Here is a 25318-nt window from a genome sequence, read left to right as displayed (position 1 = left end):
GCTGAGTTGTGCGGCCGGGAAACGACAACGCACGATAATGCCTCCCCTGAAGTCTTGCCAACTACTGATTTTGAAAACCCCACAACTTTTCCCGGTATACACCAGCGTGATGTTAGAGCAAATTATTTGAAATTTTTGAAAGCAATTCCAAACCAATACATAGAAACCCAACTAAAAGAAAAAACAGTTTTATTTTAAAGAGAAAGAACGCTGGCATATCTAACCTTTTAGGTGGCCAATAGTCACCTTCAAGAGAACCTGTTTCTTTTTCTTTTTTTTCTTCCTCTTTTTGCATCCATTCCCTTAACCTCATTGCGGAAACATAGTATTGAGCCAAGTCTGATATAAAATAGATCACAAGCAAAATCAGAGCGGAAAGTATAAAGTTTGGAAATGTTACTGAAGTTTCGCAGCTAATTTTTGGATATTTTAGAGGGATAATAAGTTGAAAATATTAGGAAAATAATTGAAAAGCGGCTCTGAGTTTAGTATATTAGACATCGCCAAACACCTAATATCACTAAAGAAAGAACCGCTATGAATTACCCTAATACATTTTCCCTCTCCTTGCAAAAACAATCTGATTCGGGCCGGATCATTGACGACCATGAACTCAATCGTGCGTTCACCGAACTCAAGTTCCGTTCATTGGCCCGACAAAGCAACATCACCAAAAAAAGAGGTTATGAAACACTCTCGCTCATATTTGTTTTCGTACTACTGCCTTTTCTCAAGCGAAGCCTCAACAGTTTCTGTAATGGCGGCTATATACAAAACTACGTCCAGGCCCATAAAGACACGTTCTACCGGTTCTTGAACAATGAACACTTCAATTGGAGAAAGCTGGTCCAGATGTTGGCATCAAAGATCATAGCCATGCGTAAGAATGTCCCATTGAAAGAAAAAGTATTGATCGCCGATGACTCCATCTGTCCCAAATCGGGCAAAGAGATCGAATTGGTCAGCTATCATTTCGATCACAAAGTCAGGCGTTCCATTCTTGGCAATCAGTATCTGCAATTGGGCTTTCATGACGGGTTGCATTTTTTCCCTATCGATGGTGCCTTTCATACATCCAGTCACCGGCCCAACACTGATATGCGGAATATCGACAAGCGTACCAACGGCTGGAAACGACGCAAGGAAACGCTGAGTAAAAAAACCGACGTTCTGGTTCAGATGCTCGACAGAGCCTGGAAGTCGGGCCTCGATGCCAGCTTCGTCTTGTTCGACAGCTGGTTTGCCCACGACGATATTATCCGTCGCATCGTTGATGTCGGTTATGGCGTCATCTGCCGATTAAAGCGCAACCGGGTCAAATACGGTTATCAAGGCGGCGCATATACGCTCAAACAACTATGGCAGCAGGTCGCCAAGAAACAGACTGTCTGGATCAAGGATCGCACGATTAAGGGCGTATGCCTCAATGTCACGTTGAAAAAGACCGGCTCGGTTCGGGTACTGTTCGTTTCCGATGGTCGCAAACAGTGGCAGGCTCTGCTTTGCACCGATACCGAGCTGGAGCCATCCCGGATTCTTGACTATTACGCCCGCCGTTGGTCCATCGAAGTATACTTTAAAGATGCCAAGCAGATGCTTTACATGGGAAAAGAGCAAAGCAATACGTTTGACGCTTTGATTGCCAGCCAGAGCCTGGTTATGATTCGGTATCTGCTATTGGTCTACATCCAGATAAAACACGGGCTGAACGCCTGCGTTGGTCCGCTGTTTCGGCAAACGTCGGACGATCAGTCATTGTGGATGTTCAGCCGTGCCGTCTGGGACCGTGTCAAAGAACTAATTTTTAAGTCAAGCGATATACTTTCGTACCGTATCGAACCTGATTTACTTTTTCATTTTATTGATATCATAGAAGATCTCATCGCTGAACAAAGTCGATGGGTTACTGCGAAACTTTAGAATGTTATTTCAGTTGTTCGAAAAAACCAACAAATAGCAATCCCAGCGAAGCCTAAATACCTAGAATGTTTTGTCACCTCGCTTGTATAAAAATTGTAGGATTCCCATACTTCTTGGTTTTTCATTTATTATTTTCCTTTATTGCCACTATTATCTCCAGATCTTGTTCCAGTATTACCGGTGCCACCGCCTTTCGTTCCTGTGTTACCGGTGGAGCCTCCGGATGATCCCTTTCCTTTATTTCCTTTGGCCATCATTCTCTCCTATATTCGATTAATGATTATATGGCTCTAACACTTAATTAAGTTGCGTGCAGGGTAATTAAAAATCCAAACACCCACGGCCGCTAAAAAACCCCAAATGTTTAAAAGACTAAGGCCGCCCGACCCTGCACGTCAATCTTGAATGCGATGTTATCTGGTCAGGTTTTAGGGCTGATCCACATCAAAAATTGCTCTTAATCGTTTGTCCAAACGCTCTCTCAAATTAACAATACTTCCGTATTTGATAAAGTTCACACCAGCAAGGTCAAAAGGAATATCGTCACCCTCTCTGCATATCAGGACCGCTGGGCAATTCACACCATTTGCGTACCCAACTTCGTAGAACACATTAGGATTACGTCCTGTCGTGTCAGCAATTATGGCGTCGCAAGAACGGATCTTTTCTTGTATTACGTCAACTATTGGTTCGATATGTTCTATTTCATCTGCTCTTTCAACAACGAAACCTAAATTCTCTGCAACTTCTCTTATTCCGAGGATATATATATCGTTAAACTCCGGCGCAAAAGGCATGACAACGAAAAGACGCTTTGGTTTTATCTCGACGTCAGATATATGATCTTGTACGGATATTTCTTCTTTAGCTTTTATTAGAAGTTCAGGTTGTTTTTCAATTTTTTTTCTAAGATCATCTATTTCTATCAGATCAACTCCAAATTCCGCAGCAGCTTCTCTGGAATTTCGAGTATAGCCATTTAGGGATACAATTGCAGCGCGTTCAATTAATCCTCTAGATTTCAAGAGGTTTGCCAACGCTGCAAAAGATCGAACCACTTCTATTCCAACTTGTGAAGAATATGCTTTGCACTCAATCGCTGTCCGAATAAGTGTTCCGGCTGTAGTACGCTCATGCGCCAAAACATCAATCTGGTTACCCGCAATAGCAACGTCATGAACTACTTCAGCACCTAATGCTCTATAAATGGAGGCGACTTCTCGTTCGAATTTGAAACCCCTTTGTGCCGGGCTATCTACCTTTTCACTCATTTCAGTAACAACCTCCGTATTTTCGCGACAGATAACCTAGTTTTTAGACGACCTAATAGTCGCCTTATAATACGACCATTTTGCAGACGAAATCGGATTAGAAGCCCAATTAGCCTTCTAATTCCACCATATGCCGGATTAGGAGCCCAATTGGGCTTCTAATAATTTGACTATTAGGGCCATTTTGGCAACAATGTGAACAAATGTTGCCTTTTCCAGCATCACTCCAGGACGCCCAGCTCAACTACATGGAATAAAATAAAAATGTGGAGAAACTAGGCCTGAAAAGGTGCTATATTGCGATTTTCAGGGCTAAAATTCAAATTATAGGGATAGTTGCCTTGGTGTCCCCAAATTTTGCACAAAGCCGAATCCATGCAGCGATGCACCGGCTGTTATTAAAAGCTGAGCTGGGTAATAGGTCGCCATGATTAATAAGCCGGAGTTGGGCACAGGAGCAATAAAACGGTTGACGGCGATGAGGGAATCGGAGGCAATAAACAGGCAGGCACCCGCAACCACCAACCAATGATTGACGCCGCCTAAAGCAGCCAATACCCCCATGGCCACGATAACCAGCAGATAAGCCAACACCGGCACAAGCATATCACCAAGATTCGGTACCATGACAAATCCGATTAAACAGCCATAAACCATTATGGCCGCGGCGACCATGCCACGCGCTCCTTTAAACCGGATGCCTTTCGTGAAAGCGGCAATATAAAACAGATGAGCTGTTAAAAAGGCCCCAAGTCCCACGGCAAAAAGCGAATCCCCTGCAAGCTCTAAAACGATATCGCCGACCCCGGAAAAAACCAGACCCAACCCTATCAGTTTGCCGCGTAATCCGGGAATGTTCAAAAAGGCCAATGCCGCCAGGCTATAAATAGGCACCGCCTTAACGAGATAGACAAAGGGATAGGGCCGCATATGCAACGTGGCAATGAAGATCACGGCGAAACTGAAAAATATAAGATAGAAGATTTTGCTTGTTCTGGTCATTTTTCAGTTCTACTCCAACAAAGGCAGGCTTGACCTCTTGGATCACTATGACGTTGGCTTAGGTATTTTTATTAATAGCAGCTCTAAGGGCAGCTTCGGAATGGATTATTGCTGTATCAAGAAGCTGGATGTCACAATCTTCTTTTTTGACCAGCAATGGTATCTCAGTGCATCCCAAAATAATACCCTTGGCACCTCTTGAAACCAAATCTTGAATGATCTCAATCGTTCTATTTTTTGATTTCTCTAAAAATTGGCCCCTTACCAACTCCTCAACGATAATCTTATGAATCACTTCTTGCTGATCAGCGTTTGGAACCAGGGAATCAATATCGAATTTTGATAATCTTTCCTGGTAGAAACCATCGCTCATTGTGTATTTCGTGCCGAGAAGGCCAAGCCTGTTTAGTCCAAGTTCTCTCGCTCTGAGTGCTGTTTCGTCTATTATATTGATTAGAGGAAGATCAACAATATCTGCAACTTGCTTGAATACCTTATGCATCGTATTTGTTGCAATCAGGCCAAAATCTGCACCAGCGTTCTTTAGCTTTTGAAAACAGGAGACAAGATCATCAATAATGAGGTCCCATCTGTTTATACGCCGCCATTTGTGGTAATTTTCCAAATTTACACTATATATAATGATTTCAGGATAGTCGTAATTTCCATATCGTTCGGCGTAATTACGTGTGATATACAGATAGTAGCTTACCGTTGATTCGGGGCTTAACCCACCAACTATTCCAATTTTTTTCTTCAGTTGATCCATGGCAGATAAATTTAGGGACGTCTCTCAGTATCTAAGCAATTGAACCAATCAAATGCATGTGCTGAAAAATAAACCTGTATATTGAGATAATTAAGGTCGTTTTCCCGCCTATTTCATTTCCCTGAATTTCGCTTCTATCGCGTTGATTTCCTCGATATTTATTAGTGCATCGTAAAAATCCTTGCCAGTCAGTTTTTCCAAGTGGACAAGATTGTTTCCGACGGCCTTTACATTCCCTTGCAAGGTCTTCCCAGATTTTAAATGGATAAAAACATTTTTTCCCATATAGATCTTGAGATTATCAATTAGGGGTAAAGAAATATCGAAACTACTCCCTTCTATGGGCACTACACTTCGAGCCAGGGACTGGGATGGAGAAAAAATCGCACCTCCAATACATGGAATAAGCGCCAATACAACCACAAAAATAAGACCGACTCTTCTTTTCATGACCAAATCCTTTCGCCTTTGCTGGTTTGGAATTAACTTTGCGTTGTACAGGTTTTAATTTCTCCTGTTTTAATATCGACCCCTCCGCGGCTCATTCGGAACCAATCGCACCTCATCAACCTGGGGTTGCTGCAAACCTTGGACTTTCCCCAAAAAAGTAGACACGGTTAAAAGCAAACTGCTGATTTCATGGTCTGTTCGAATTGGGCTGGGGTTTTGTAGCCCAATGTAGAATGTTTGCGTTTCCGATTGTAATAGATCTCAATGTACTCGAATATTGCCCTCAAGGTGTCTTGAGGCCCCTTGAAGCGTTCATGGTGAATCAATTCCGATTTGATGATGCCGAAAAAAGACTCGGCCACCGCGTTGTCCCAGCAGTTGCCCTTGCGACTCATGCTTTGAACGAAACCATGCTTATTCAACACTTTTCGAAAATCCTTGCACGCATACTGAACCCCGCGATCCGAATGGATAATCAATCCGGGACCGGGGCGACGCTTGCGGATCCCGCGGGCAAGCGCTGTAAGCACCATTTCCGTGCTCAAAGAACTGCTCAGCGCCCAGCCGACCACCATACGGGAAAACAGATCGATAAAGACCGTCAGGTAGAGCCAGCCACGTGCGGTAGCGATATAGGTGATATCCGACACCCACGTCTTATCAGGGCCGTCCGCCGTAAAATCGCGCTGCAACAGATTCTTCGCGACCGGATAGGAGTGCTTCGAATCGGTGGTCGTCCGATATTTGCGCCGATAGATCGAACGCAGCCCCATTTCCTTCATTCTGCGGGCAACCCGGTTTTTGCTGACTGGAAATCCCATGTCGTTGAGTTCATCCGTGATTTTCGGACTGCCACAGCGCCTTTTATGTCTGTTGAAAATGGCCTTGATGTGAACGTCCAGGCGCCGATTCTCAATCGCCCGTTTGCTCTCGGGACGGTTGCGCCAATGGTAATAACCGCTGCGAGACACCGAAAGAACCCGGCACATCTTCTCAACACTCCAAAGAGTGCGGTGCCCGTCTATGAACCCGAATATCTGTTCGGGTCCTCCGAGAAGATGGCCACGGCTTTTTTTAAGATGTCACGTTCCTGCCGAAGTCGCTCGTTTTCACGCTTGAGACGCCGCAACTCATCGTCGTCTGGCTTGAGGCGGCCTTTACCTGGAAACGCCTGGTCGCCATCATTACGCAACTCGCGTTTCCAGCGACTGATGATGCCTTGGCTGATGCCAAGGTCGCGTTCGATTTCGGACTGTGTGTTGCCTGGCTCCGAAGCCAGTCGCACCGCTTCGATTTTAAATTCTTTGTCAAATCGTTTTCCCATGGTGGAACACCTCCTGTTGCCTCATACAACTTGGCTGTTCGGTGTGTCCACTTTTTTGAGATGATCCACCTACTGGCGTCTAATGGATGGAATTTGGACGGTGACCTTGCACCCAAAAACTGGATAGCCAGAGCGGTCAAGTGGCCCCAAAATTACGAAAACCGACAAATATGGATCGATACGAACAGAAAAACAAAGGATAGGACTTTTACGAGAAATTACCCTAAACGATTTCGTTTGCGAATTCAAGGGGATAAATGCCTTGGGGCAGGGTAGACGCATTTGGAATCGGTCTTGCTGCTCCGATGTATCAGGGGTGCGGTTCATCCGCGCTTGTTTATCAGAGGCAGGGATAAACCCATCCACTACGCTGTGAATTTAACCCAAAGTAGGCGTTTCTCCTTTTTCGAAAAATTTATGAAGGCTATGATTTCAGAAGCTTGTCGGTGTTTTTCCTCTCAAAAGGCGAAACCCTGCGGGATTGCCGATCTCACCGCATCTTCGGCGTTGGCCGCAGCGGCGCATAGCCAACTATAGCGCCACGACGGCCGCCTTGAATCTGCGGCAAGCTCAACAATCGCTTACTTTGGGTTCAAGTAAACCCTTCAGAAGATTTATCGAGATACCCAGGGCTTGCATCCAGTTAATGTCAATGGACTGATTCTAATTTCTATATGTTCTGGATACCGGATCAAGTCCGGCATGACGAGCCTGGGGCCTTATACGCGTTCATCAATTGCGAGGCTTACGATGGCGGTTAATTGGCCCCAAAATTACGAAAACCGATAAATATAGATCAATACGAAAAGAGGTAACAAAGGATAGAATATTATTGAGAAATTACCCTAAAGGATTTTGTTTGCGAATTCAAGGCATTCTTAGGCTGCTTTCCTTTAATCAGATTTTGACCCACTGTGTAGCAATATAGGCTGGTTGGAATAAAATCGAACCGTATATTTTCCATGATTGTGGTGCCTCTTTTCGACCTCGTGGTCACGGTTGCATGGCCAAGGTGATTTGCGTGGCAAAATTGAACCAGACTTTTGAGTTCCGCTGGCTTTCTATAGAATCGATCCGTCCACTTCACTTCAATGGCCCACTTAACCCGTTGCTCTTTGCCGATATTCACCATATCGACTTCACCATTTTTCCACCTTGCGTAATGGAGAAGGATGTCGGAATGAAACCACTGGGAGAAAACCGCTGTTTCAGACACTTCACCCATGGCAGGGTCTTCATTGGTTATGGGAGAAAACAAAGCGCTTCGAATCGATGGATTCGTCAGATAAACTTTAAAGAAATTGGCTCTTTTAAACCGCTTCGCGGTTCGATCCACTCTGTGCACGGTTCTGATAAGAAATGCGGCTTCCAAATATTCGATATATTTTTTAATGGTGTTTTTGGCGACACCGGAGCCTTTTGACAGCTCTTCAAGAGATACTTCATTGGAGGTATTAAACGCCAAGGTGGTAAAGAGATAGTTCAACTCCTGGATGTCCTGCACTCCGTATAAACCGGGAAGATCGCGCAATAAAACTTTATCGATGATGTCGTTTTTTATGAATCTTCCCGGATCTGCCTGAATTTCTTCGGAGAAAATGACCTCCGGATACCCCCCAAAATTTAAATAGTGGATAAAATTAATATTTAATTCTTCAATGTTGTTCGTTGTGAACAAAGAGAGGTCATGATTTGCGTTAGAGGAAACAACCAGTTCGTTTTTGCCCAACAAATCCAAGTATTCATGAAATGTTAGCGGCGGCAATAGAAAATCGGTGAATCTTCCGGCACCCGATTCGTGGCTCTTTAATTTCAGCGCTGCCGCTGCGGAACCGGAAACGGTGCATTTCAGATTCGGAAATCTGTCAACAATCGCTTTCAGGTGGATTTCCCAATTTTTCAGATATTGGATCTCATCGAAAAAAATAAAGCATTCATCCTCTAAATAATCGATCCCGGTTGCCTGCGAAAAAATGTCCAGGAAAGATTCAAGGGAAAGCCCGTTATAGATTGGGTGGTCAACGGAAAAATAAGCAATTCGCTTTGGAGGAATATCCGCTTCAATTAAATTCTGAATGGCATGATGGATCAATACGGTTTTGCCAACACGTCTGGGTCCCATCAATACATTGGCTCTGCGGATTTTTCTTGATTCAACAAGAGGGTAAAATAGCTCCAGATATGCTCTGTGTTTGAATGTTTTGAATATTCGTGGGATACATCCATCCCGCCACCATGGATTTTCTATTTCGAGCCTTCTAACAACCTGATTTGTTGTAATATTTTTCATTAAACTCACCTAAGATCAACACATTGATCTTAGAATATCACAACAGCGGTTAATGTCAATGGATTGATCTTAACCCCTGGGTGATCGATCAATTTTGCTGGTGGGGCGAACCGGCGAGGCACTACCGCAGCCAAGTGGACGTCCAGTGCCGTTTCATTTTACGGTGGCTTTTGCTACCCGGTAGTTTTTCACCCCGCCGCCCGCTTCACCGGGTCGCAAAAAGCGCAGGGAACAATGGCGGCGCATTTGCCGCAAACGTCGGCCAGGCCGTAGCGTTCGTACATGCTGGCGTTTTCCATCAGGCGGTCGTAGCAGGCGTGGCGGTCATAGGCGTCATCCTTCAGGGCCAGGATCGGGCAGCGCTCTAAACATTTGCCGCAGGAGCCGTCGGCTTTGAACAGGCAGCGCTCCTGTCCGCTGCGCGGGGTGGCCGGAATCGTCGAGTCGGTCACTACGCTGCCGATGCGGCCGCAGCAGCCTTTGTCGGTAATCAGCATGTGGTGGCGGCCGAAACTGCCGAGCCCGGCAATGAAAGCCACATGCTTGTGGGACCAGTCGCTCATGAGCTGTTCCTTGTCAAAATTGTGGGTAGCCGGCAGGCGGGTGCCGCTGAAGCCTTCCGTTTCCAGCAGGTCGTTGATCTTTTCGTTGATCGTGGCGATCAGGCGGTTGGTCTCAACATAAGCCTGCGCCCAGGCGTCCGAGCCGAATTCGCCGCGATGATTGGAGCGTCCAATGGCACGGTCGAAGGGCAGAAAATAGGCGATCACCGTGCGGGCTCCGGGCAGCAGATTCTCGGGCAGGGCATGGGTTGACCGCACCGCTTTTTTCAGTTCGCCGAACAGCGGATCGCGGGCATCGGCAAAGCCCAAGATGGGCTTCTGCCAGATGGGTTGTTGACCGGCCGTCCGGTTGCCTTCCTCGACGGCTGCAATAATCGTCTTGATGACGTTTTCCTTCACTTTTTTTCTCCGCAAAGTACCCTGGCCAGATGCTTACCTAAGCCGATCAGGGTGAGGGTCGGGGGCAGGCCCCAGGGCTCTGGGATCACCGAGCAGTCGCAAACGTGCAGCCGGTCGATGCGCGTGGAGAGCCGGGCATCCAGATGTTCTCCGATCTTGACCGTTCCGCCGGGGTGGGCGGCCAGATACCCGGTCCGGTAAATGTTCCTGGCACCGGCCCGCTCCAGGATGCTTTTGGCCCGTTCCGCCCCCCGGAGAAGTTTTCGACGGTCCGTAGCACTCAGTTTTTTGCGGATGCCTTCCCCTGCAGTTACCCGGCCGCCCAGGTCGTCCCGGGCCTTGACCATGATGCGCAGGGTCCGGCTGGATCGGAAGCAACCTTTCGGTCGCAGCACCCCGGCGGCAAACAGGTTGTCCAGAATATCGGGCACGGCCATGTCCGTCATAACGTAGCCTTCCTCCTCCATGTGGCAGCCCGTGGACATGGGGATCTCGTTGCCCTGCTTGATTTGGCCTTCGGCGCATTCGCCGCAAACGGTGACCAGGGGATCAAAGAAGAAATCCCGGCCCACGCCGCGAATCCCGCTTTTCCGAAGAATCGCCGGCGAGCCGATGCCGCCCGCGGAAACGATTACCCGTTCGGCGAAGGCTTTTTTTAGAGCGCCTTTTTGCAGGTATTCCACCCCGACGGCGGCGCCCTTTTCGACGATAACCCTTGTCACCCGCGCCCGTGCCGCCAAGTCCGCGCCATTGCGCTGCGCTTCGCGGACGAACATGCGGCTGCTCCACTTCACGCCGTGGGGGTCCCCGTAATAGCCGAAGGGAAATTCCGGCTTCCAGCGATCCTGGTACATGATTTTGTCCAGCGGGTTCCACGGGTAGCCCAGGTCCCTGGCCGCTTCCATGATGCGGCCGGCCGCAGGGGTGATCATCTCTTCCTTGAGCGGGGCAATGGGCAGTTCCCGGCGGGCCTCGGCTACCTCGTCCCGGATGTCGATGCCCTGGCGCTCCAGCATATCGAACGGAACCGGAAAGGCTGTGGCATAATAGAAAAGAGAACTGCCGCCCACGGTCATCGCCCGGACCATGGCCAGGCCCTGTTCGGTGATCAAAAGGCTTTTGCCCGGCACGCACTGTTCGACGATGTACTGGCGGAGGTTTCCGCGGATGGGGCCGCCCGGCCCCCTTTCCAGCATCAGGACACGCTTGTTGCGGCGGCTCATCTCCCGGGCCACGGTCGCACCGCCGGGGCCCGTGCCGATAACAATGGCATCATAGGTGGGTTGGGGCATTGATTGTCTCCATTTCGCAAGCGCTAACAGATAGCGAGATCAATGAGAATCAACGTGTTGCGACTTCCACAATAACAATCAGACTCGCAAAAAGTCATCAGGCAGGTCATTTCCCGCGGAGGCAATCCGCAGGGTTCGTAAGGGCGAAAAAATTTTCGCCCATACCATAACAACCATGTGCCAGGTTCGACTTTTTACGAAACTATCATCTTTCAGAGCAGGAAAAGGCATATTGTGGCTGAGAAATATCAATGTTTGGGTACCATTTTGATTCTTGCGAAACAAGAACAAAGGGCGTGAACCATTTTGAGTTGACAATTTCGGCACAGACGTCAAATATCCAACAGATGGAACCCGTTTCAAAGGAGAGGGATATGAAAAAATTCTGGGTCGTTCTTTTTGTTTTCATTTTTTGTTTAGCCGGTCCCGCATGGGCCAAAAACAAGGGGCAGGGCAAAGGTCAAAACAGGGACCAGACCGGATACGAACAACCGCAAAAAAATAATAACCAGCAATATTACGGTGACGAAGCCGGGAAAAACAAGAACAGGGACAGAGACCGGGATAGAGAAAGAGTGAAAGAGAATAGCGGAGGGAAAAAGTCGGAGCCCCCGAAAGGGGTTCAACAGGCTGCCGAAAAGGGGAAGGGCAAGAAGAAGGGGTTTTGGCAACGGTGGTTTGGGGGTGGCGAATAAGAATATTCGGGTTTCGTTAAAAAGTATTTTTCAGTCTATCCATGGCCACACACCCGAAAGGAAGTAGTGGATTCGTGGGAGCGGCTTCCAGCCGCGATGATTGCCGACCGAATCGCGGCTGGAAGCCGCTCCCACGCAAAACCGTCCCCGAGCAGATATCATTTCCATAGAAGCCGTTGAAATGCCGAAAAACAAACTCCAGAAATTCGAACGCGTCCGACATCTGCCCAACGTGACCCTGGCCGAGGAGGAAACAACGCCATCCCCGCAGGCTTTCCCCTGGCACCATCCCCGCTATGCGGGCATGCAGCGCATCCTCGAACTGGGCTGCGGCAAGGGAGAGCACAGCCTGGCGTTTGCCGCAGCCAGTCCGCAAAAACTGTGCGTGGGTGTGGACTACAAAAGTCATCGCATGTGTGTTGGCGCGGAAAAGGCCCTTGCCCAGGGGCTCAGCAATGTTTTCTTTCTGCGAACACACGTGGAGCGCATCCGGGAGTTTTTTCAGCCGCATTCCATCGATGAAATCTGGCTGACCTTTCCGGACCCGCTTTGGAAGAATCGCAAGTCCATGCAGCGGCTGACCGCCGCACCGTTTCTGGACGATTACGCCAACCTGCTCGTTCCCGGCGGCAGCGTGCATTTGAAGACGGACTGTCAGCGGTTTTTTGGCTTTTCCTGCGATTCGGTTAAACGTTGGGGCGGCCGGGTGACGGCCATATCGGAAAATGTTTACGACGGCGGCCCGGATGCTCCGGATACCGCCGGGGCTGTTTCCGCTTACGAGCGCGCCGCCCTGTCGCGGGGGGCGGCCATCCGCTACCTGGCTTTCACGCTGGGATGAAAAAAAGAGGTGGGCGGGCGCAGTGAAACTTTAGCGCTATCCAGCCATTTCAATATGTTCCGGATGCCCCCGGATCAAGTCCAGGGCAGGCTTATCAAGTCCGGCATGACGAGCTTGGGACTTATTACGAGTTCATCAAGCTTCCAGACGATAATATGCGATTTTATCGTAAAGCGTCCTGCGGCCGATCCCCAGAACCACGGCTGCTTTGGAACGATTGCCCTCCGCCAGTCGCAATGCCCTGCGAATGGCATTTTTCTCCGCTTCTTCAACAGCCTTTTTCAACAGCACGGGCTCGCAGGAGCTGTCCTCCCCGGCAATGTCCCTGTCCATGCCGCCGGCACCGAAACATTCGGAATCGATCAGCGATCCGTCGGACAGCAAAACGGCTCTTTCGATAACGTTTTTCAACTCCCGAATGTTTCCCTTCCAGGGGAGCTCCATGATTTTCCGCAAAACGGTCGGGCTCAACTGGGTTACGTTTTTGTTGTGGCGCTGGTTGAATTCGCGCACGAACTGCCCCACGAATTGAAGCAGGTCTTCCCGACGCTCTCTCAGGGGCGGAAGATGCAGTGGGATCAAAGAGAGCCGATAGTAGAGATCCTCACGGAAACCGCCTGAATCGACCTCCTTCTTCAGGTCGCGGTTCGTTGCCGAGATAAAGCGGACTTCGATTTTGATCGGTTGGTTCCCACCCACCGGACGGATCTCCAGTTCCTGGATGGCGCGCAGCAGCTTTACCTGGGTCTGGGGTGGCAGCTCGCCGATCTCGTCAAGGAAAACCGTTCCTCCGTGAGCCTCTTCCAGCAGCCCCCGTTTGGCCCGGATGGCACCGGTGAAGGCCCCTTTGACGTGGCCGAACAATTCGCTTTCGAGAAGATTTTCCGGAATCGCACCGCAGTCGATGGTAACAAACGGGCCGTCGCTTCGATGGCTGAGAAAATGGATATGCCTGGCCAGCACGTTTTTCCCGGTCCCGGTCTCCCCCTGAATGAGCACCGAGGTGTCCGAGGCGGAGACCTTCTCGACAATCGTCATGATCTTCTTCATCTGCCGGCTTTCGCCGATGATGAGAAGATTCTCGCAGGCGTTTTCTTCCTCCCGGTCGATTTTGGAAAGCCGGCGATGCATCATCCCGAACTCAACGGCCCGCTGGGCCATGAATTCCAGATCTTCCCGTTTGAAGGGCTTGGTGACATAGTGAAAGGCCCCGACCTTGATCGCCTCCACCGCACTCTCGATGGTTCCCGCCCCGGTGATGATGATGAACGGAAGGTCTTTGTCTATGGCGCGAATTTTCTTCAACAGGTCCATCCCGCTCATGCCTTCCAGCAGCAAATCGGAAATCACCAGGTCGTATTCGGTTTCGGTCAGCGCGTTCCAAGCCTCTTCCGCGCTGGGCACCGCGGTGACCGAATACCCTTTGCGCAAAAAGAACCGTTTCAGAAACAGCAGCATTTCCGGTTCATCTTCAACGATCAGTAGACGGGTTTCCATTCTGTTCCTCCACGTTGACGGGAAGCTCGACGTTGATGGTGCCTCCTCCCAGCTCGCTGTCATCGGCAAAAACGCGCCCGCCATGGCTTCCAACGATTTTAGCGACCACGAAAAGACCCAAACCCACGCCCTGGGATTTGCCTTCCGTATAAAAAGGGTCGAAGATTCGCCGGCGCTGGTGGGCGGGAATTCCTTTACCGCTGTCCTCGATCCGAATGCGGTGCCACCCTGCACCGTTTCTGTCGACGCGATCCAAACTTACCCGGATGATACCGGCGCCCGACATGCTTTCGATCGCGTTGAGAAAGAGGTTGATAAAAACCTGCTGCAGTTGATTCCAGTCGCCTTGCGTCCAGTATCGCTCCGTTTTTAAATGGCGGATCAGGGAAATTTTCTTCAACCGGGGTTTTAAAAAATGCAGACACTCTTCCAGCAGGGCGGAAATGTCCAAGTCTGTCCGGCTGGACACGCCCGAAGAGGCCTGGTCCAGCAAAGCCCGCGTGATGTTTCCGGCCCGAAGCGCATTGCGCCGGATGGCTGTCAGGCTTTCCCGGCTTTCTTCATCGTCCAGTTCGCCGCTGATCATATCTTCCGCATGGGCCAGGATGATGCCGATGGGATTGTTGACCTCGTGGGCGACGCCGGCGGCGATTTTTCCGATGGTGGCCAGGCGTTCGGAAGCGATCAGCTCCCGTTCCATCAGTTTGCGTTTGGTCAGGTCCCGGGCAAAACAGCAGGCCAGCCGCTCCTCTTCAATGCTGCGGCGAAGCCTGGCGGCCACGAATTCGGCGTGGATTCTGCGGCCGTTGAAATTGGTCAGTTTGGTTTCCAACGACGCGATTTGCTTGGAAAACAGCGTATCCAAAAAGTCATCGAACTTTTCTTTGTCTTTGGGCAATACCATCGTTTTCAGGTTGCTGGCCAGCAGTTGATCCCGGGGGATCTGCAATTTGTCGACGGCGCTCTGGTTGGCCAACCGGATCAACCCCGTCTTGTTGATCAAAAGGACCATATCCGGCGACGATTCGATCAACTGGCGGTGGCGCTCTTCGGACACCCTGAGCCGGTTGGTGACTTGAGCGACTTTTCTTGTCAGGGCGATGTGCCATAAAACCAGGAGCAGGCCAAGGGCGGCGACAGTGCCGGCAATCAGGACGACCAGGGGCGCGAAGCGCTGCCACAAATAGGATGCATAGCTTTTTCCCAACCATTTTTCACGGACCTGGCCAAGCTGGCCGCTTTTGATCGCCTGGCCCAATGCCTTGCTCAATCCGGAATTCAAGGGCTCATTATTTTTGGCAATGATCATGGTAAACGGGAAGCGTCCCATGCGAACTCCGGCCTGGCGAACGTTTTGCAGTCCGAATTTACCGATCAGATAGGTCGCCATCTGGTCCGAATAATCGACAAATTCCCGCGCCTGCCCGGAATTGACGATCATCAGGGCCTCCTTGACGGTTCGTGCCTGAATGAAATCGTTTCCGTTGTCCCCGATGATTGACGTTACGTAGGGTTGATCCCTGACGATGACGCTCTTGATGGCGTTTTGAGAGGTGCGGTCCGCGGCTTTGTCGGGGTGGTGGACAAACAGGTACCGTTTGACATAGATGAGAATTTCCAGGGTGCTGAAATCCTGGCGTTGGCTCTCGGTCAGGGCAATTCCGACGACGAGGTCCAGCTCGCCGTCCTGCAACGCCCGCAGAAGGTCCTCGTTCCTTCCCACCAGGAAGCGCGGTTCGGTCGAAAGTTCGGCGCTCAGGATATTCAGAACGTCCACGCTGTATCCGCGGACCTCGCTCTCGCCCTCATCCTGATAGGAGAACGGGGGGAACCCCATGGGAACGCCGATCCGCAGATGCTTCTGGGCCGCGGCCGTCGCCGGCAGCGCCAGAACCAGCCATACCAGCAGGCTGCAGAGCCAAGGGGGCCGGCGGGCGTTCAAATTGTTGGGAGCGCTCATGGGGTTCATTGTTTGTATTCTATGCAATCTGCAGACCTGTTCCTAAAGTAGGCGTTTCGCCTTTTTCGAAAAATAGACGAACGTCATAATTTCAGGAGTTTGTTTGCATTTTTTCGACTCAAAAGCCAAAACCCTTCGGGATTGCCGATCTCACCGCATCTTCAATGTTAGCTGCCACGGCGCATAGCCGACTATAGCGCCACGGCGGCTGCCTTGAATCTGCGGCAAGCTCGACAATCGCCTACTTTAGGCTGTTAAAAAGTGCTGTCCAGAAATACTGACAGTCGTGCAAAAAGTCACCAGACATGTCATTCCCGCGGCGGCGGGAATCTATAAGCCTCTGAAAACAATGGATAGCGCTAAGGCTTCACTGCGTGCGCCCGCACTACGCGGGAATGACATCAATGGACAAAGTTCGACTTTTTGAGATTTCATCAATGCTGCCTATTTCCGGATAGGCACTTAGTACCGTTGACCGCGAAGGACGATCGGAATGCATTATATCCGTCCTGCTGCGATTATTGTCAAACCATCCAAACACGGCAACCCTGTGCCGTTTCCCGCACCCCAATCAAATTTGTGCGGTCCACCGCACACCTGAAAGCCCCCCTTGTTCCGCATAAGACACCGGATTATGCATAACGAATCGTTTATACAGCGAATCATTTTTCTGGCACAAATGTTGATCTTTATCGTTCCCAATCCGATTTGAAGAAGCCTGCGTCCCCCGCCATCGGACGTTTCGTCCGGTCGCATCGCTTCATACGGAAATCACCAACCCATCCATCGCTAAAGGAGGAGGAAATGAAAATGACCGGTATGTTGAAAAAAACGTTGGTTCTGGGCGCCGTCCTGGTTCTGGCCGTAAGCGTCCTCGCGGTGCATGCCGCCGATAAACCCGAAAAGGTGACCGTCATCTATGGCGGCTCTTCCTGGCTGGGGCACTACCCGGCCTGGGTCGGCATCGAAAAGGGGCTGTTCAAAGAGCACGGCCTGGGCGTGCTGTTCCAGAATTTTTATGCCTCCTCCGGACGAATGGGGTCGCTGGTTGCGGGGGATCTGGATGTGGCATCCACGGGAAGCATTTCCGCGATCGCCCTGATGGCTTCCGGCAGCAAGGGGTTCATGGCCTTCGGTACCCAGGATTCCTATGCTACGGTCGAAGGCATCATCGCCAAAAAAGACATCAAGACCATCAAGGACCTCAAGGGCAAACGCATCGCGGCTCCTTTTGCCTCCAGTGCCCATGTACTCGTGCTGGACATCCTGGAACAGAACGGGCTGGATCCGGAAAAAGATCTCACGCTGCTCAATCTCAAGGTCAACGAGATGCCGGCCGCCATGAGTTCCGGGGAGATCGACGCCTGTTCCGCCTGGACCCCGCATTTCAACAAACTGCTCAATATGCCGGGCAACCACATGCTGGTGAACGACACCGAGTTCAGCCTGTACAAGAAGTATAAGCTGGGACCCGGACCGGACCTGCTGGTGGTTCGCACGGAGTTTGCCGAAAAATACCCGAACACCTGCAAGGCCTTCGTCAAAGGCTATTTCGAAGCGGTGGACATGCTGATCAATCAGCCCGAAGAGTGTGCCAAAGTGCTGGTCAAGCTGACCAACCTGAGCATGGAAGACCAGATGACGGTGCTCAAGGACATCACCTGGATCAAGGGCAGCGAGCAGAAGGACCTGATGGTGCAGCCTGGCGGTTTCGTCACCGGTATGCAGCAACTGGCGGACTTTCTGGTCAAACACCAGCAGATCGACGAGGCGCCCAAAGTCAAACAGTGGATTGCGGAGAGCATGGTTCCGTAAGCATATAATTCTCAGGGGAGGGCCATGTCCGGCCCTCCCGCATTCCACCGGGGGGAGCCCATGAAAGTTGACAGCACCGCAAAATCGCTGACCATCAGCATCGTTTCCCTATTGATATTTATTGGCACATGGGAGCTTGTCTGCCGCATGGGGTTCATCGAGCCGCTGTTCATGCCGGCGCCGTCTAAAATACTGACCCGGGCCATGAAGCTGATCGACAACGGCCAGTTGGTCGTTCACACCCTGGCCTCCACCCGGCGCGTGATGGTGGGCTTCATCGTTTCCAGCATGGTGGCGATTCCTTTCGGCATCTTTCTGGGATCGTCCCGCTTCTTCATGGCGGTGTTCGATCCACTGATTTCCCTGCTCCGGCCATTGCCTTCCATGAGCTGGATTCCCCTGTCCCTGCTGTGGCTGGGCATCACGGAAACCCAGAAATACTCCATCGTCTTCATGGGTTCCTTTGCCCCGTCGCTGCTTTACATCATCGAGGCCACCAAAGGGATCGATCCTCTGCTGATCCGGGCCGCGAGAAATCTCGGCGCCTCCAAACTGGATGTCATGCGCGAAGTCATCCTTCCCGGGGCGCTGCCCCAGATCATTGCCGGTTTGAAGGTCATGCTTGGAATTGCCTGGACCTGCATCATTTCGGCGGAACTGGTTGCCGCCAGGGAGGGCCTGGGTTTCATGATCATGAACGGCAAAGAGTACTTCCAGACGGACACCGTTCTGCTGGGTATGGTCATGATCAGCATCACCGTCATGGTCATCGACGTGGTTTTCAGAAAATTCGAGAGGAGGCTGCTTCCATGGACGCGGTAGCCAATGGGCATAAGATATCCATCCAGGGGGTTACCAAAACCTTTTCCGGCAAACGGGGAACGGTGACCGCTCTCAAGGATCTTTCCCTGAATGTCGAAGACGGCGAGTTTCTGGTGATCGTGGGTGCATCGGGATGCGGCAAAACCACGCTCTTGAACCTGGTGGCCGGCTTCGACGCACCGACCGGTGGAAAGATCCTGCTGGACGGCCAGGCGGTGACCGGCATCACCCCGGAGTGCGGCATGATCTTCCAGCAGTATGCCCTTTTCCCGTGGAAGACGGTCCAGGAGAATGTCGAGTTCGGCATGAAAATGAAGCGCATGCCGAAAACCGAGCGCCTGGAACGGGCGGCCAGATTTATCGACATCGTGGGGCTCAATGGATTCGAGAAGAGCTATCCCCACCACCTGTCCGGAGGGATGAAGCAGCGGGTCTCCATCGCCCGCAGCCTGGCAAACAATCCCAAGGTGATGCTTCTCGACGAACCGTTCGCCGCCCTGGATGCCATGACGCGCCAGGTGCTTCAGGAGCAGCTGGTCCGGATCTATGAAAAACATCGCAAAACGATTATTTTCATCACCCATTCCATCGACGAAGCCCTGCTGCTGTCTTCCCGGATCGTGGTCATGACCGCCAGGCCGGGTCGGATCGCCCAGGAAATTGTCAACGATCTTCCTCATCCACGCAATGCCGATGTTCAGCTTTCCAGCCGGTACATGGAACTCAAACGGACGATCTGGGACAGCGTGCAGTCGGAAGTGATGAAAAGCATGGAAGTCGAAACCGGATAGGTCGGCGAATGCCTATTCCGGCGTTGCGGGAGTTCTCTTTTTCATGTTGAACAGGACGTCGTTTTCCCAGTACGACTGCTCCAGCTTGGCCTGATGCGCCTTGAGAATTTCTCCCTGGCGACTGGCCAGTTCGTGAACCAGAAAGTTGATCAGGCAGGACATGGGCGTGGGGCTGCCCAGGTAAGGAATGTGCTTGGACAGGGCGATCAACCGATGATCGGCGAATTGAAGGACCGGACAGGCGGTGCTGTCGGTGATCACCACCAGGGTGTGGCCCAGACGCTTGACCAGTTTGCCCAGGCGGATCAATTCGTTGGGGTAGCGCGACGTGGCGACGATCACGGTCACGCTGTCCGCCGGCGCGATGGTCAGCCAGTCGATGGTCGTACGGTCGCTGCCCCTCAGGATCCGGATATTGTCGCGCACCTTGGTCATGGTCCAGCCCAGGTAATAGGCCATGGTATAGGACAGGCGCGACCCGATGACATGAACCGGCGCCTTTCGATTCAACACATCCACCACCGTTTGCATGGTTTCCACGTCAAGGGTGTTGTACAGTTGCTGCAGATTGTCGATCTCTTCGGCGACGGTTCTTCTGAAGCGCGCGGCACCCGGTGCCTGGATATCGGCAATGTCCAAGCGGTCCAGCAGTGTCAGCTCCGTATCCACGAAATCCCGCAGGTCCTGTTGAAAATCGCTGTAGCGGTCATACCCGATGCCGGAGACGAAGCGTACGACCGTGGCCTCGCTGACCTCACAGGCTTCGGCCAGCTCTTTGGTGGTCATGAACACCGCCTTGCGCGGTTCGGAAACGATGTATTCCCCCAGGATGCGTCCTTTGGGCGTCAGACGATCCATGCTGGCAGTGATTTTATCGATCAATGGATGCAGTTGCGGCGTCGTCACGGAACCCTCCCGGATCAATCTATAAGAGTTGAAAAGCAATCAAAAGAAAATTTTCTTTCAATTTGGGTGCAATGCCTGCCCTTTCCCGCGAAGGCGACAGGAACCAACCGCAGCGGATATTCCAAGGCGACACCCGGTTGCCGCCCATCATTTCGATTTTGCATTTTATATTGTATGTTCAGTATGTTCGCTCGACTCGACGTTGAATGGTTCGATATCTTTTGTCTTGTACTAAAATAGAAATGAAAACGCAATTTTTTATTGACTAAAAAAATATCATATGAAAGGAAATATTTCATATAATCTGTACATTAATCATCACCCTTAAAGTTTACCGGGAGGATGTCCACATGATCGTCATCGGAGAACTGATCAACGCCAGCAGGAAAGCCATCAAAGCGGCCATCGAGGCCGGGGATGCCGAGGCCATCGCCAAGGTCGCCAAGGACCAGGCCGAGGCCGGGGCGGACTACATCGACGTCAATGCCGGCATTTTCGTGGGCAAGGAACCCGAATACCTCAAGTGGCTGGTCGAGACCGTCCAGCAGGCGACCGACAAACCGTGCGCCATTGACAGCCCGGACCCGAAAGCCATCGAGGCGGCGTTGGCGGTGCACAAGGGCACGCCCATGATCAACTCCATTTCGCTGGAAAAGGAGCGCTACGAAAAGCTGCTGCCCGTCATCGCGGGCACGGACCTGAAGGTGATCGCCCTTTGCATGAGCGATGCCGGCATGCCGCAAACCGTGGCCGACCGCATGACGATCGCCGACGAGCTGGTGGGCGGCCTTTTGAAGAACAATGTGGCTGTGGAGAGCATTTTTGTAGATCCGCTGGTACAGCCGGTGTCGGTGAACACCACCTTCGGGGTGGAATTCATCAACACCATCGAGAAGATTGTGGCCGCTTTTCCGGGAATCCACACGGCCTGCGGGCTTTCCAACATCAGCTACGGCCTGCCGGCCAGAAAATTCATGAACCGGATTTTCGTGACCATGGCCATTGCCAAGGGCCTGGACGGGGCCATCATCAACCCGTTGGACAGCAGCATGATGGCCACCATCATTGCCGCCGAGGCGCTGGCCGGCCGCGACGGCTTCTGCATGAACTACCTCAAGGCCTTTCGGGCAGGGATGTTCGATTAGGTACCATTTATATCCACCTCTATCTTCATGGACAGGACCATTTAAACGCAAGTTTCCCATAACGCGACGTTAACAGGAGAAAAAAATGGACTCCAAAGGTCTTAACGGCGGCATCTACCAGCCCTTGTCGCCAGAAGGCATTGAAACCATCCACGACGCATCCCTGGCCATTTTGGAAAAAACCGGGATCACTTACGAAACCGGTCTGGAAGAGACGGTGAGCATGCTGGCCGACGCCGGCGCTGCCGTCGACCTCGAGGCCGGGCGCATCCGCTTTCCCCGCCAACTGATCCAGGATCAGGTACCCAAGGCCCCGTCCCGGGTCGTTCTTTACGCAAGGGACGGCAAAAACGACCTGGATCTGACCGAGGACAAGGTGCACCTGGGCACCGGCGGGGCGGCCGTTAAGATCCTGGACCTGGAAACCGGCCAGCCGCGCTCGAGCACCCTCAAGGATCTTTACCAGCTTGGCCGTCTGGTGGACACTTTGGATCACATTCACTTCTTTCTGCGCCCCTGCATTCCCACGGACATCCCCAAGGCCGACTACGACGTCAACATGTTTTACGCCTGCCTCAAATCCACAGGCAAACATGTGATGAGCGGGGTCAACGACGAAGAGGGTCTTGACCGGATCATCGACATGGCGGCCATGCTGGCCGGCGGAGAAGAACAGCTTACGGCCAAACCCTTTATCTCGGTGATCACCTCGTTTTCAATTTCACCGCTCAAGCTGTGTACCCAGTCCACCCGCATCATGCAGGCCTGCAACCGGCGCGGCATTCCCGTGGCCCTGTCGGCGGCGCCCATGTCCGGTTCCACCGGCCCCATGACCATGGCCGGCACCCTGGCCCAACTGCATGCCGAGCAGTTGGCCGGCATCACCATCTGCCAGTTGACCCAGGCCGGCGCCCCTCTGCTCTACGGCGGCATCCCGGGCATGGCCAACATGGCCACCATGGGCTACCGGGGCGGAGGCGTGGAGTGCGGCATGATGAACGCCGCCATTCATCAGCTTTCCGCCCACATCCAGGTGCCCAATTACAATTCCGCCGGCTTGACCGACGCCAAGCTGCCCGACGCCCAGGCCGGCTGGGAAAAGGCCATGACTGTCCTGCTGGGCGCCATGGGCGGCTCCAACTACATGCATCACAGTGCCGGCATGCTCGAATCCATGCTGACCGTGGCCCACGAACAATTCGTGATGGACGACGAAATCATCGGCATGGCTTGCAAGGTGCTCAAAGGCATCGAAGTGGATGCCGACCATCTGGCCCTGGATGTCATCGACACCGTCGGGCCGGCCGGCAATTTCATGATGTCGCCCCACACCATGAAATACATGCGCAGCGAGTACTTCCAGGGTAACGGCGTAACGGACAGCAAAAGCCGCCACCAATGGGAGCAGGGCGGCTCTCTGGATGCCCGCGAGCGGGCCAGGGGAATCGCCCGCAAGATCCTGGAGTCGCCGGAGACGCCTTACATTTCCGAGGAAATCGATCAGGCCATACGAGAAAAGTTCAACATTCTACTATAAACTGTGTGAGGAGAAGAGCATGAGCATCCAGGATATTTTCAACGCCGTAATCGCTTTCGATGAAGCCACGGCAGCGGCCAAGACCCAGGCGGAACTGGACGCAGGCACCGACATCAACGCCATTCTCAACGACGGTTTGATCGGCGCCATGGACGAGGTGGGAGAAAAGTTCAGCACCGGGGAACTTTTCGTGCCCGAAATGCTCATGGCGGCCCAGGCCATGAAGGCGGGGCTGGCCATCCTCAAGCCGCTGCTGGCCGAAGGCAATACCCAGCGCAAGGGCACGGTAGTGATCGGTACGGTCAAGGGCGATTTGCACGACATCGGCAAGAACCTGGTGTCCATGATGATGGAGGGTGCCGGGTTCGACGTGATCGACCTGGGGGTGGACGTGGACAGCGAGGCATTCGTGAAAAACGCAGCGGAGAAAAAGGCCGATGTCATCGCCCTGTCGGCATTATTGACCACGACCATGCCGGCCATGGAGACGACGGTCAAGGCGGTGAAGGAGGCGGGGATGAGCGTAAAGACGATCATCGGCGGCGCGCCGGTGACCCAGGCCTTCGCGGACCAGATCGGCGCGGACGGTTACAGTGCCGACGCCCCCGGGGCAGTCAAGCTGGTCAAGGCGCTTGTCGCCTGACGCCGGTAAACCGCCAGGAGTCGAATTGCGGATCACCGGAAAGAAGAAAACCAGGGCAGCCGCAATTGAAGAAAAGCCAATTTGTCACCCTGGCCCCTATAGAAACGGGGTAAGGGGGCGTACTATGATACCTGGTCCAAATGCGGTTGCCCTGAAGAGAAAACGGATTTTACTGGCCGCCCGTTTCGTTGCCTGGTAAGATGCAGGAGAATAAATACGTGGAGCACATCCGGTCCGCCGATCCATTCCAGTAGCCCGGTGATCGGCGGATGCCTGTTGATGGTAAAACAATACAGACGTAGCCTCGAATCGCCGCCGGAAAGGCCTGCAGGGGATCAAGAGAGAGGGTGACCATGAAAGTTTGCATCTACCAGACCAATCCGGTGCTGTTGGGCGTGAAAGAAAATCTCGAAGATACCATCGAGAAAATCCAGGCGGCCAAGGCCAAAAAGGCCAATCTGGTGGTTTTCCCCGAGCTTTCCCTGACCGGTTATTTCGTGCGCGAACGCTTCCATGAAGCCGCCCTGCGTATGAGTTCGCCTGAAATCCAGCGGCTGGCCAAAGCGACCTGCGGAACCGCCGCCGTGGTGGGGTTCATCGAAGAGTCCCAGGCCATGAATTTCTACAACTCCGCCCTGGTGGCCGTGGACGGAGAAATCCTCTTTGCCTATCGCAAGCTCAACCTGCCCAATTACGGCGTTTTCGAAGAGCGAAAGATTTTCTCGGGCGGCAAGCATGTGCGGGTGTTCAAATACAGAGGCCTGACCATCGCGCCATTTGTCTGCAACGACCTGTGGCATCCATCTCTGCCCTATCTGGGCATTACCCAGAAAGCCGATATTTTTATCACCATCTTCAACTCCTCCCAAGGCTCCATGGGCGACGAATTCTCTAACATCGAGAGCTGGAACATCATCAACCGGTTTTACTCGCGGGTATTCGGCGTCTACAACCTGTGTGCCAACCGGGTGGGCTGCGAAGCGTTCGAAGACATGCGGTCCGAAGAGGGCGCCCTGCTGGCGGAACCATCCATGGTGGATGACAATCCGTATCGTTTCTGGGGCGGCAGCGAAATCATCAACCCCTTCGGCCAACCCATCGTTACGGCTGCGTTGTATGATCCCGATGTCATTTTTGCCGACCTTTCCCGGGATCTGGTCCGGAAGAAGCGGATCATGCTGCCCTACCTGCGCAACGACGACCCCTACTTTACCCACCGGGAACTGGGGCGCATTCTCTACGGCAAAGGGATTCCCGAAATCGACGACGTTTGAACCGTGCCGACCTCGTTGTCGCCGCATTTGGATCGGCCGGCATCATCAGGTATTCGCCTTTCCCTTCATCCTTTTCCTCTGGCCTTGAGACGGGTCTTTATTCAGACTTGGA

General features: G+C 52.2%; 22 protein-coding genes. 10 read left to right on the top strand and 12 right to left on the bottom strand.

All coding sequences use genetic code 11. From position 1 onward, the window contains the following. Nucleotides 1-112 precede the first annotated feature (112 nt). A complete protein-coding gene (locus GN111_RS17110) occupies nt 113-295 on the bottom strand; it encodes a hypothetical protein (protein WP_155304910.1) in 183 nt (60 codons plus the stop codon). Between the two features lie 242 nt (nt 296-537). Here GN111_RS17110 and GN111_RS17105 point away from each other — a divergent pair, with 242 nt between their 5' ends. Next, nucleotides 538-1920, top strand: a complete 1383-nt coding sequence (locus GN111_RS17105; protein WP_155304909.1) for an IS4 family transposase — start codon at nt 538-540, stop codon at nt 1918-1920. A gap of 428 nt (nt 1921-2348) precedes the next feature. On the opposite strand, the gene GN111_RS17100 is transcribed toward GN111_RS17105, so the two are convergent. From GN111_RS17100 to GN111_RS17065, 8 genes are all read right to left on the bottom strand, one after another. Further along, a complete protein-coding gene (locus GN111_RS17100; protein ID WP_155304908.1) occupies nt 2349-3191 on the bottom strand; it encodes a restriction endonuclease in 843 nt (280 codons plus the stop codon). A gap of 324 nt (nt 3192-3515) precedes the next feature. Then, the gene (locus GN111_RS17095) at nt 3516-4193 is read right to left on the bottom strand and encodes a lysoplasmalogenase (RefSeq protein ID WP_155304907.1); all 678 of its coding nucleotides are present in this window, start codon (nt 4191-4193) and stop codon (nt 3516-3518) included. A 58-nt stretch (nt 4194-4251) separates the two neighbouring features. Continuing rightward, nucleotides 4252-4962: an aspartate/glutamate racemase family protein gene (locus tag GN111_RS17090; protein WP_155304906.1), complete on the bottom strand. Its 711-nt coding sequence runs from the start codon at nt 4960-4962 to the stop codon at nt 4252-4254. Between the two features lie 108 nt (nt 4963-5070). Then, the gene (locus tag GN111_RS17085; RefSeq protein ID WP_155304905.1) at nt 5071-5412 is read right to left on the bottom strand and encodes a hypothetical protein; all 342 of its coding nucleotides are present in this window, start codon (nt 5410-5412) and stop codon (nt 5071-5073) included. A gap of 167 nt (nt 5413-5579) precedes the next feature. Next, nucleotides 5580-6736, bottom strand: a protein-coding gene (locus GN111_RS17080; protein ID WP_231715477.1) for an IS3 family transposase whose coding sequence is annotated in 2 segments (ribosomal slippage) — nt 5580-6478 and nt 6478-6736 — 1158 coding nt in all. Because the reading frame shifts where the segments join, the coding sequence is not laid out codon by codon here. Between the two features lie 829 nt (nt 6737-7565). After that, entirely contained in the window at nt 7566-9026 is a 1461-nt protein-coding gene (locus tag GN111_RS17075) for an ATP-binding protein (protein WP_155304904.1), read from the bottom strand. A gap of 188 nt (nt 9027-9214) precedes the next feature. Further along, the gene (locus tag GN111_RS17070; protein ID WP_155304903.1) at nt 9215-9988 is read right to left on the bottom strand and encodes an epoxyqueuosine reductase; all 774 of its coding nucleotides are present in this window, start codon (nt 9986-9988) and stop codon (nt 9215-9217) included. Further along, nucleotides 9985-11280 carry an FAD-dependent oxidoreductase gene (locus tag GN111_RS17065; protein ID WP_155304902.1) on the bottom strand — a complete coding sequence of 432 codons (1296 nt, stop codon included), beginning with the start codon at nt 11278-11280 and terminating at the stop codon, nt 9985-9987. The genes GN111_RS17070 and GN111_RS17065 overlap by 4 nt, the downstream gene beginning before the upstream one ends. A gap of 251 nt (nt 11281-11531) precedes the next feature. Between GN111_RS17065 and GN111_RS17060 the strand changes: the two genes are divergently transcribed. Further along, nucleotides 11532-11975, top strand: coding sequence for a hypothetical protein (locus GN111_RS17060; protein ID WP_155304901.1), 444 nt, complete (start codon nt 11532-11534; stop codon nt 11973-11975). A 181-nt stretch (nt 11976-12156) separates the two neighbouring features. After that, nucleotides 12157-12816, top strand: a complete 660-nt coding sequence (trmB, locus tag GN111_RS17055) for a tRNA (guanosine(46)-N7)-methyltransferase TrmB (protein ID WP_155304900.1) — start codon at nt 12157-12159, stop codon at nt 12814-12816. A 135-nt stretch (nt 12817-12951) separates the two neighbouring features. Here trmB and GN111_RS17050 read toward each other — a convergent pair whose 3' ends face one another. Then, nucleotides 12952-14313 (bottom strand): sigma-54-dependent transcriptional regulator, encoded by a 1362-nt coding sequence (locus tag GN111_RS17050; RefSeq protein ID WP_155304899.1) that lies wholly within the window; start codon nt 14311-14313, stop codon nt 12952-12954. Then, on the bottom strand, nt 14288-16282 hold the full coding sequence (locus GN111_RS17045) for an ATP-binding protein (RefSeq protein ID WP_155304898.1): 1995 nt from the start codon (nt 16280-16282) through the stop codon (nt 14288-14290). The genes GN111_RS17050 and GN111_RS17045 overlap by 26 nt, the downstream gene beginning before the upstream one ends. A gap of 795 nt (nt 16283-17077) precedes the next feature. On the opposite strand from GN111_RS17045, the gene GN111_RS17040 reads away from it, so the two are divergent. From GN111_RS17040 to GN111_RS17030, 3 genes are read left to right on the top strand one after another with little or no spacing between them, the layout of a single operon-like run. Continuing rightward, nucleotides 17078-18088, top strand: a complete 1011-nt coding sequence (locus GN111_RS17040) for an ABC transporter substrate-binding protein (protein WP_231715476.1) — start codon at nt 17078-17080, stop codon at nt 18086-18088. Nucleotides 18089-18148: 60 nt separating this feature from the next. After that, nucleotides 18149-18910, top strand: coding sequence for an ABC transporter permease (locus tag GN111_RS17035; RefSeq protein ID WP_155304897.1), 762 nt, complete (start codon nt 18149-18151; stop codon nt 18908-18910). Further along, a complete protein-coding gene (locus GN111_RS17030) occupies nt 18898-19701 on the top strand; it encodes an ABC transporter ATP-binding protein (protein WP_155304896.1) in 804 nt (267 codons plus the stop codon). The genes GN111_RS17035 and GN111_RS17030 overlap by 13 nt, the downstream gene beginning before the upstream one ends. A gap of 12 nt (nt 19702-19713) precedes the next feature. Here the strand turns inward: GN111_RS17030 and GN111_RS17025 are convergent, their stop codons facing one another. Beyond that, nucleotides 19714-20607, bottom strand: coding sequence for a MurR/RpiR family transcriptional regulator (locus GN111_RS17025; protein WP_155304895.1), 894 nt, complete (start codon nt 20605-20607; stop codon nt 19714-19716). Between the two features lie 350 nt (nt 20608-20957). Here GN111_RS17025 and GN111_RS17020 point away from each other — a divergent pair, with 350 nt between their 5' ends. The 4 genes from GN111_RS17020 to GN111_RS17005 all read left to right on the top strand — a co-directional run bounded on the left by GN111_RS17020 (nt 20958) and on the right by GN111_RS17005 (nt 25206). Then, entirely contained in the window at nt 20958-21752 is a 795-nt protein-coding gene (locus GN111_RS17020) for a methyltetrahydrofolate cobalamin methyltransferase (RefSeq protein ID WP_155304894.1), read from the top strand. An 85-nt stretch (nt 21753-21837) separates the two neighbouring features. Then, entirely contained in the window at nt 21838-23289 is a 1452-nt protein-coding gene (locus GN111_RS17015; RefSeq protein WP_155304893.1) for a trimethylamine methyltransferase family protein, read from the top strand. Nucleotides 23290-23308: 19 nt separating this feature from the next. Then, the gene (locus GN111_RS17010; RefSeq protein ID WP_155304892.1) at nt 23309-23932 is read left to right on the top strand and encodes a cobalamin B12-binding domain-containing protein; all 624 of its coding nucleotides are present in this window, start codon (nt 23309-23311) and stop codon (nt 23930-23932) included. 353 nt (nt 23933-24285) lie between these two features. Beyond that, nucleotides 24286-25206: a nitrilase-related carbon-nitrogen hydrolase gene (locus GN111_RS17005; RefSeq protein ID WP_155304891.1), complete on the top strand. Its 921-nt coding sequence runs from the start codon at nt 24286-24288 to the stop codon at nt 25204-25206. The last annotated feature ends 112 nt before the right edge of the window (nt 25207-25318 follow it).

This window comes from Desulfosarcina widdelii (genome assembly GCF_009688965.1).
GTDB classification, from domain to species: Bacteria; Desulfobacterota; Desulfobacteria; order Desulfobacterales; family Desulfosarcinaceae; genus Desulfosarcina; species Desulfosarcina widdelii.
Note: the sequence above shows the minus strand (reverse complement) of the source record. Positions and strands in the feature narration are given on the sequence as shown.

Bases quoted from the DNA above. Each gene is read 5' to 3' on its own strand.
- GN111_RS17110 (WP_155304910.1), bottom strand. From the start codon at position 295: ATGCAAAAAGAGGAAGAAAAAAAAGAAAAAGAAACAGGTTCTCTTGAA.
- GN111_RS17105 (WP_155304909.1), top strand. From the start codon at position 538: ATGAATTACCCTAATACATTTTCCCTCTCCTTGCAAAAACAATCTGAT.
- GN111_RS17100 (WP_155304908.1), bottom strand. From the start codon at position 3,191: ATGAGTGAAAAGGTAGATAGCCCGGCACAAAGGGGTTTCAAATTCGAA.
- GN111_RS17095 (WP_155304907.1), bottom strand. From the start codon at position 4,193: ATGACCAGAACAAGCAAAATCTTCTATCTTATATTTTTCAGTTTCGCC.
- GN111_RS17090 (WP_155304906.1), bottom strand. From the start codon at position 4,962: ATGGATCAACTGAAGAAAAAAATTGGAATAGTTGGTGGGTTAAGCCCC.
- GN111_RS17085 (WP_155304905.1), bottom strand. From the start codon at position 5,412: ATGAAAAGAAGAGTCGGTCTTATTTTTGTGGTTGTATTGGCGCTTATT.
- GN111_RS17075 (WP_155304904.1), bottom strand. From the start codon at position 9,026: ATGAAAAATATTACAACAAATCAGGTTGTTAGAAGGCTCGAAATAGAA.
- GN111_RS17065 (WP_155304902.1), bottom strand. From the start codon at position 11,280: ATGCCCCAACCCACCTATGATGCCATTGTTATCGGCACGGGCCCCGGC.
- GN111_RS17060 (WP_155304901.1), top strand. From the start codon at position 11,532: ATGTTTGGGTACCATTTTGATTCTTGCGAAACAAGAACAAAGGGCGTG.
- trmB (WP_155304900.1), top strand. From the start codon at position 12,157: ATGCCGAAAAACAAACTCCAGAAATTCGAACGCGTCCGACATCTGCCC.
- GN111_RS17050 (WP_155304899.1), bottom strand. From the start codon at position 14,313: ATGGAAACCCGTCTACTGATCGTTGAAGATGAACCGGAAATGCTGCTG.
- GN111_RS17045 (WP_155304898.1), bottom strand. From the start codon at position 16,282: ATGAACCCCATGAGCGCTCCCAACAATTTGAACGCCCGCCGGCCCCCT.
- GN111_RS17040 (WP_231715476.1), top strand. From the start codon at position 17,078: ATGAAAATGACCGGTATGTTGAAAAAAACGTTGGTTCTGGGCGCCGTC.
- GN111_RS17035 (WP_155304897.1), top strand. From the start codon at position 18,149: ATGAAAGTTGACAGCACCGCAAAATCGCTGACCATCAGCATCGTTTCC.
- GN111_RS17030 (WP_155304896.1), top strand. From the start codon at position 18,898: ATGGACGCGGTAGCCAATGGGCATAAGATATCCATCCAGGGGGTTACC.
- GN111_RS17020 (WP_155304894.1), top strand. From the start codon at position 20,958: ATGATCGTCATCGGAGAACTGATCAACGCCAGCAGGAAAGCCATCAAA.
- GN111_RS17015 (WP_155304893.1), top strand. From the start codon at position 21,838: ATGGACTCCAAAGGTCTTAACGGCGGCATCTACCAGCCCTTGTCGCCA.
- GN111_RS17010 (WP_155304892.1), top strand. From the start codon at position 23,309: ATGAGCATCCAGGATATTTTCAACGCCGTAATCGCTTTCGATGAAGCC.
- GN111_RS17005 (WP_155304891.1), top strand. From the start codon at position 24,286: ATGAAAGTTTGCATCTACCAGACCAATCCGGTGCTGTTGGGCGTGAAA.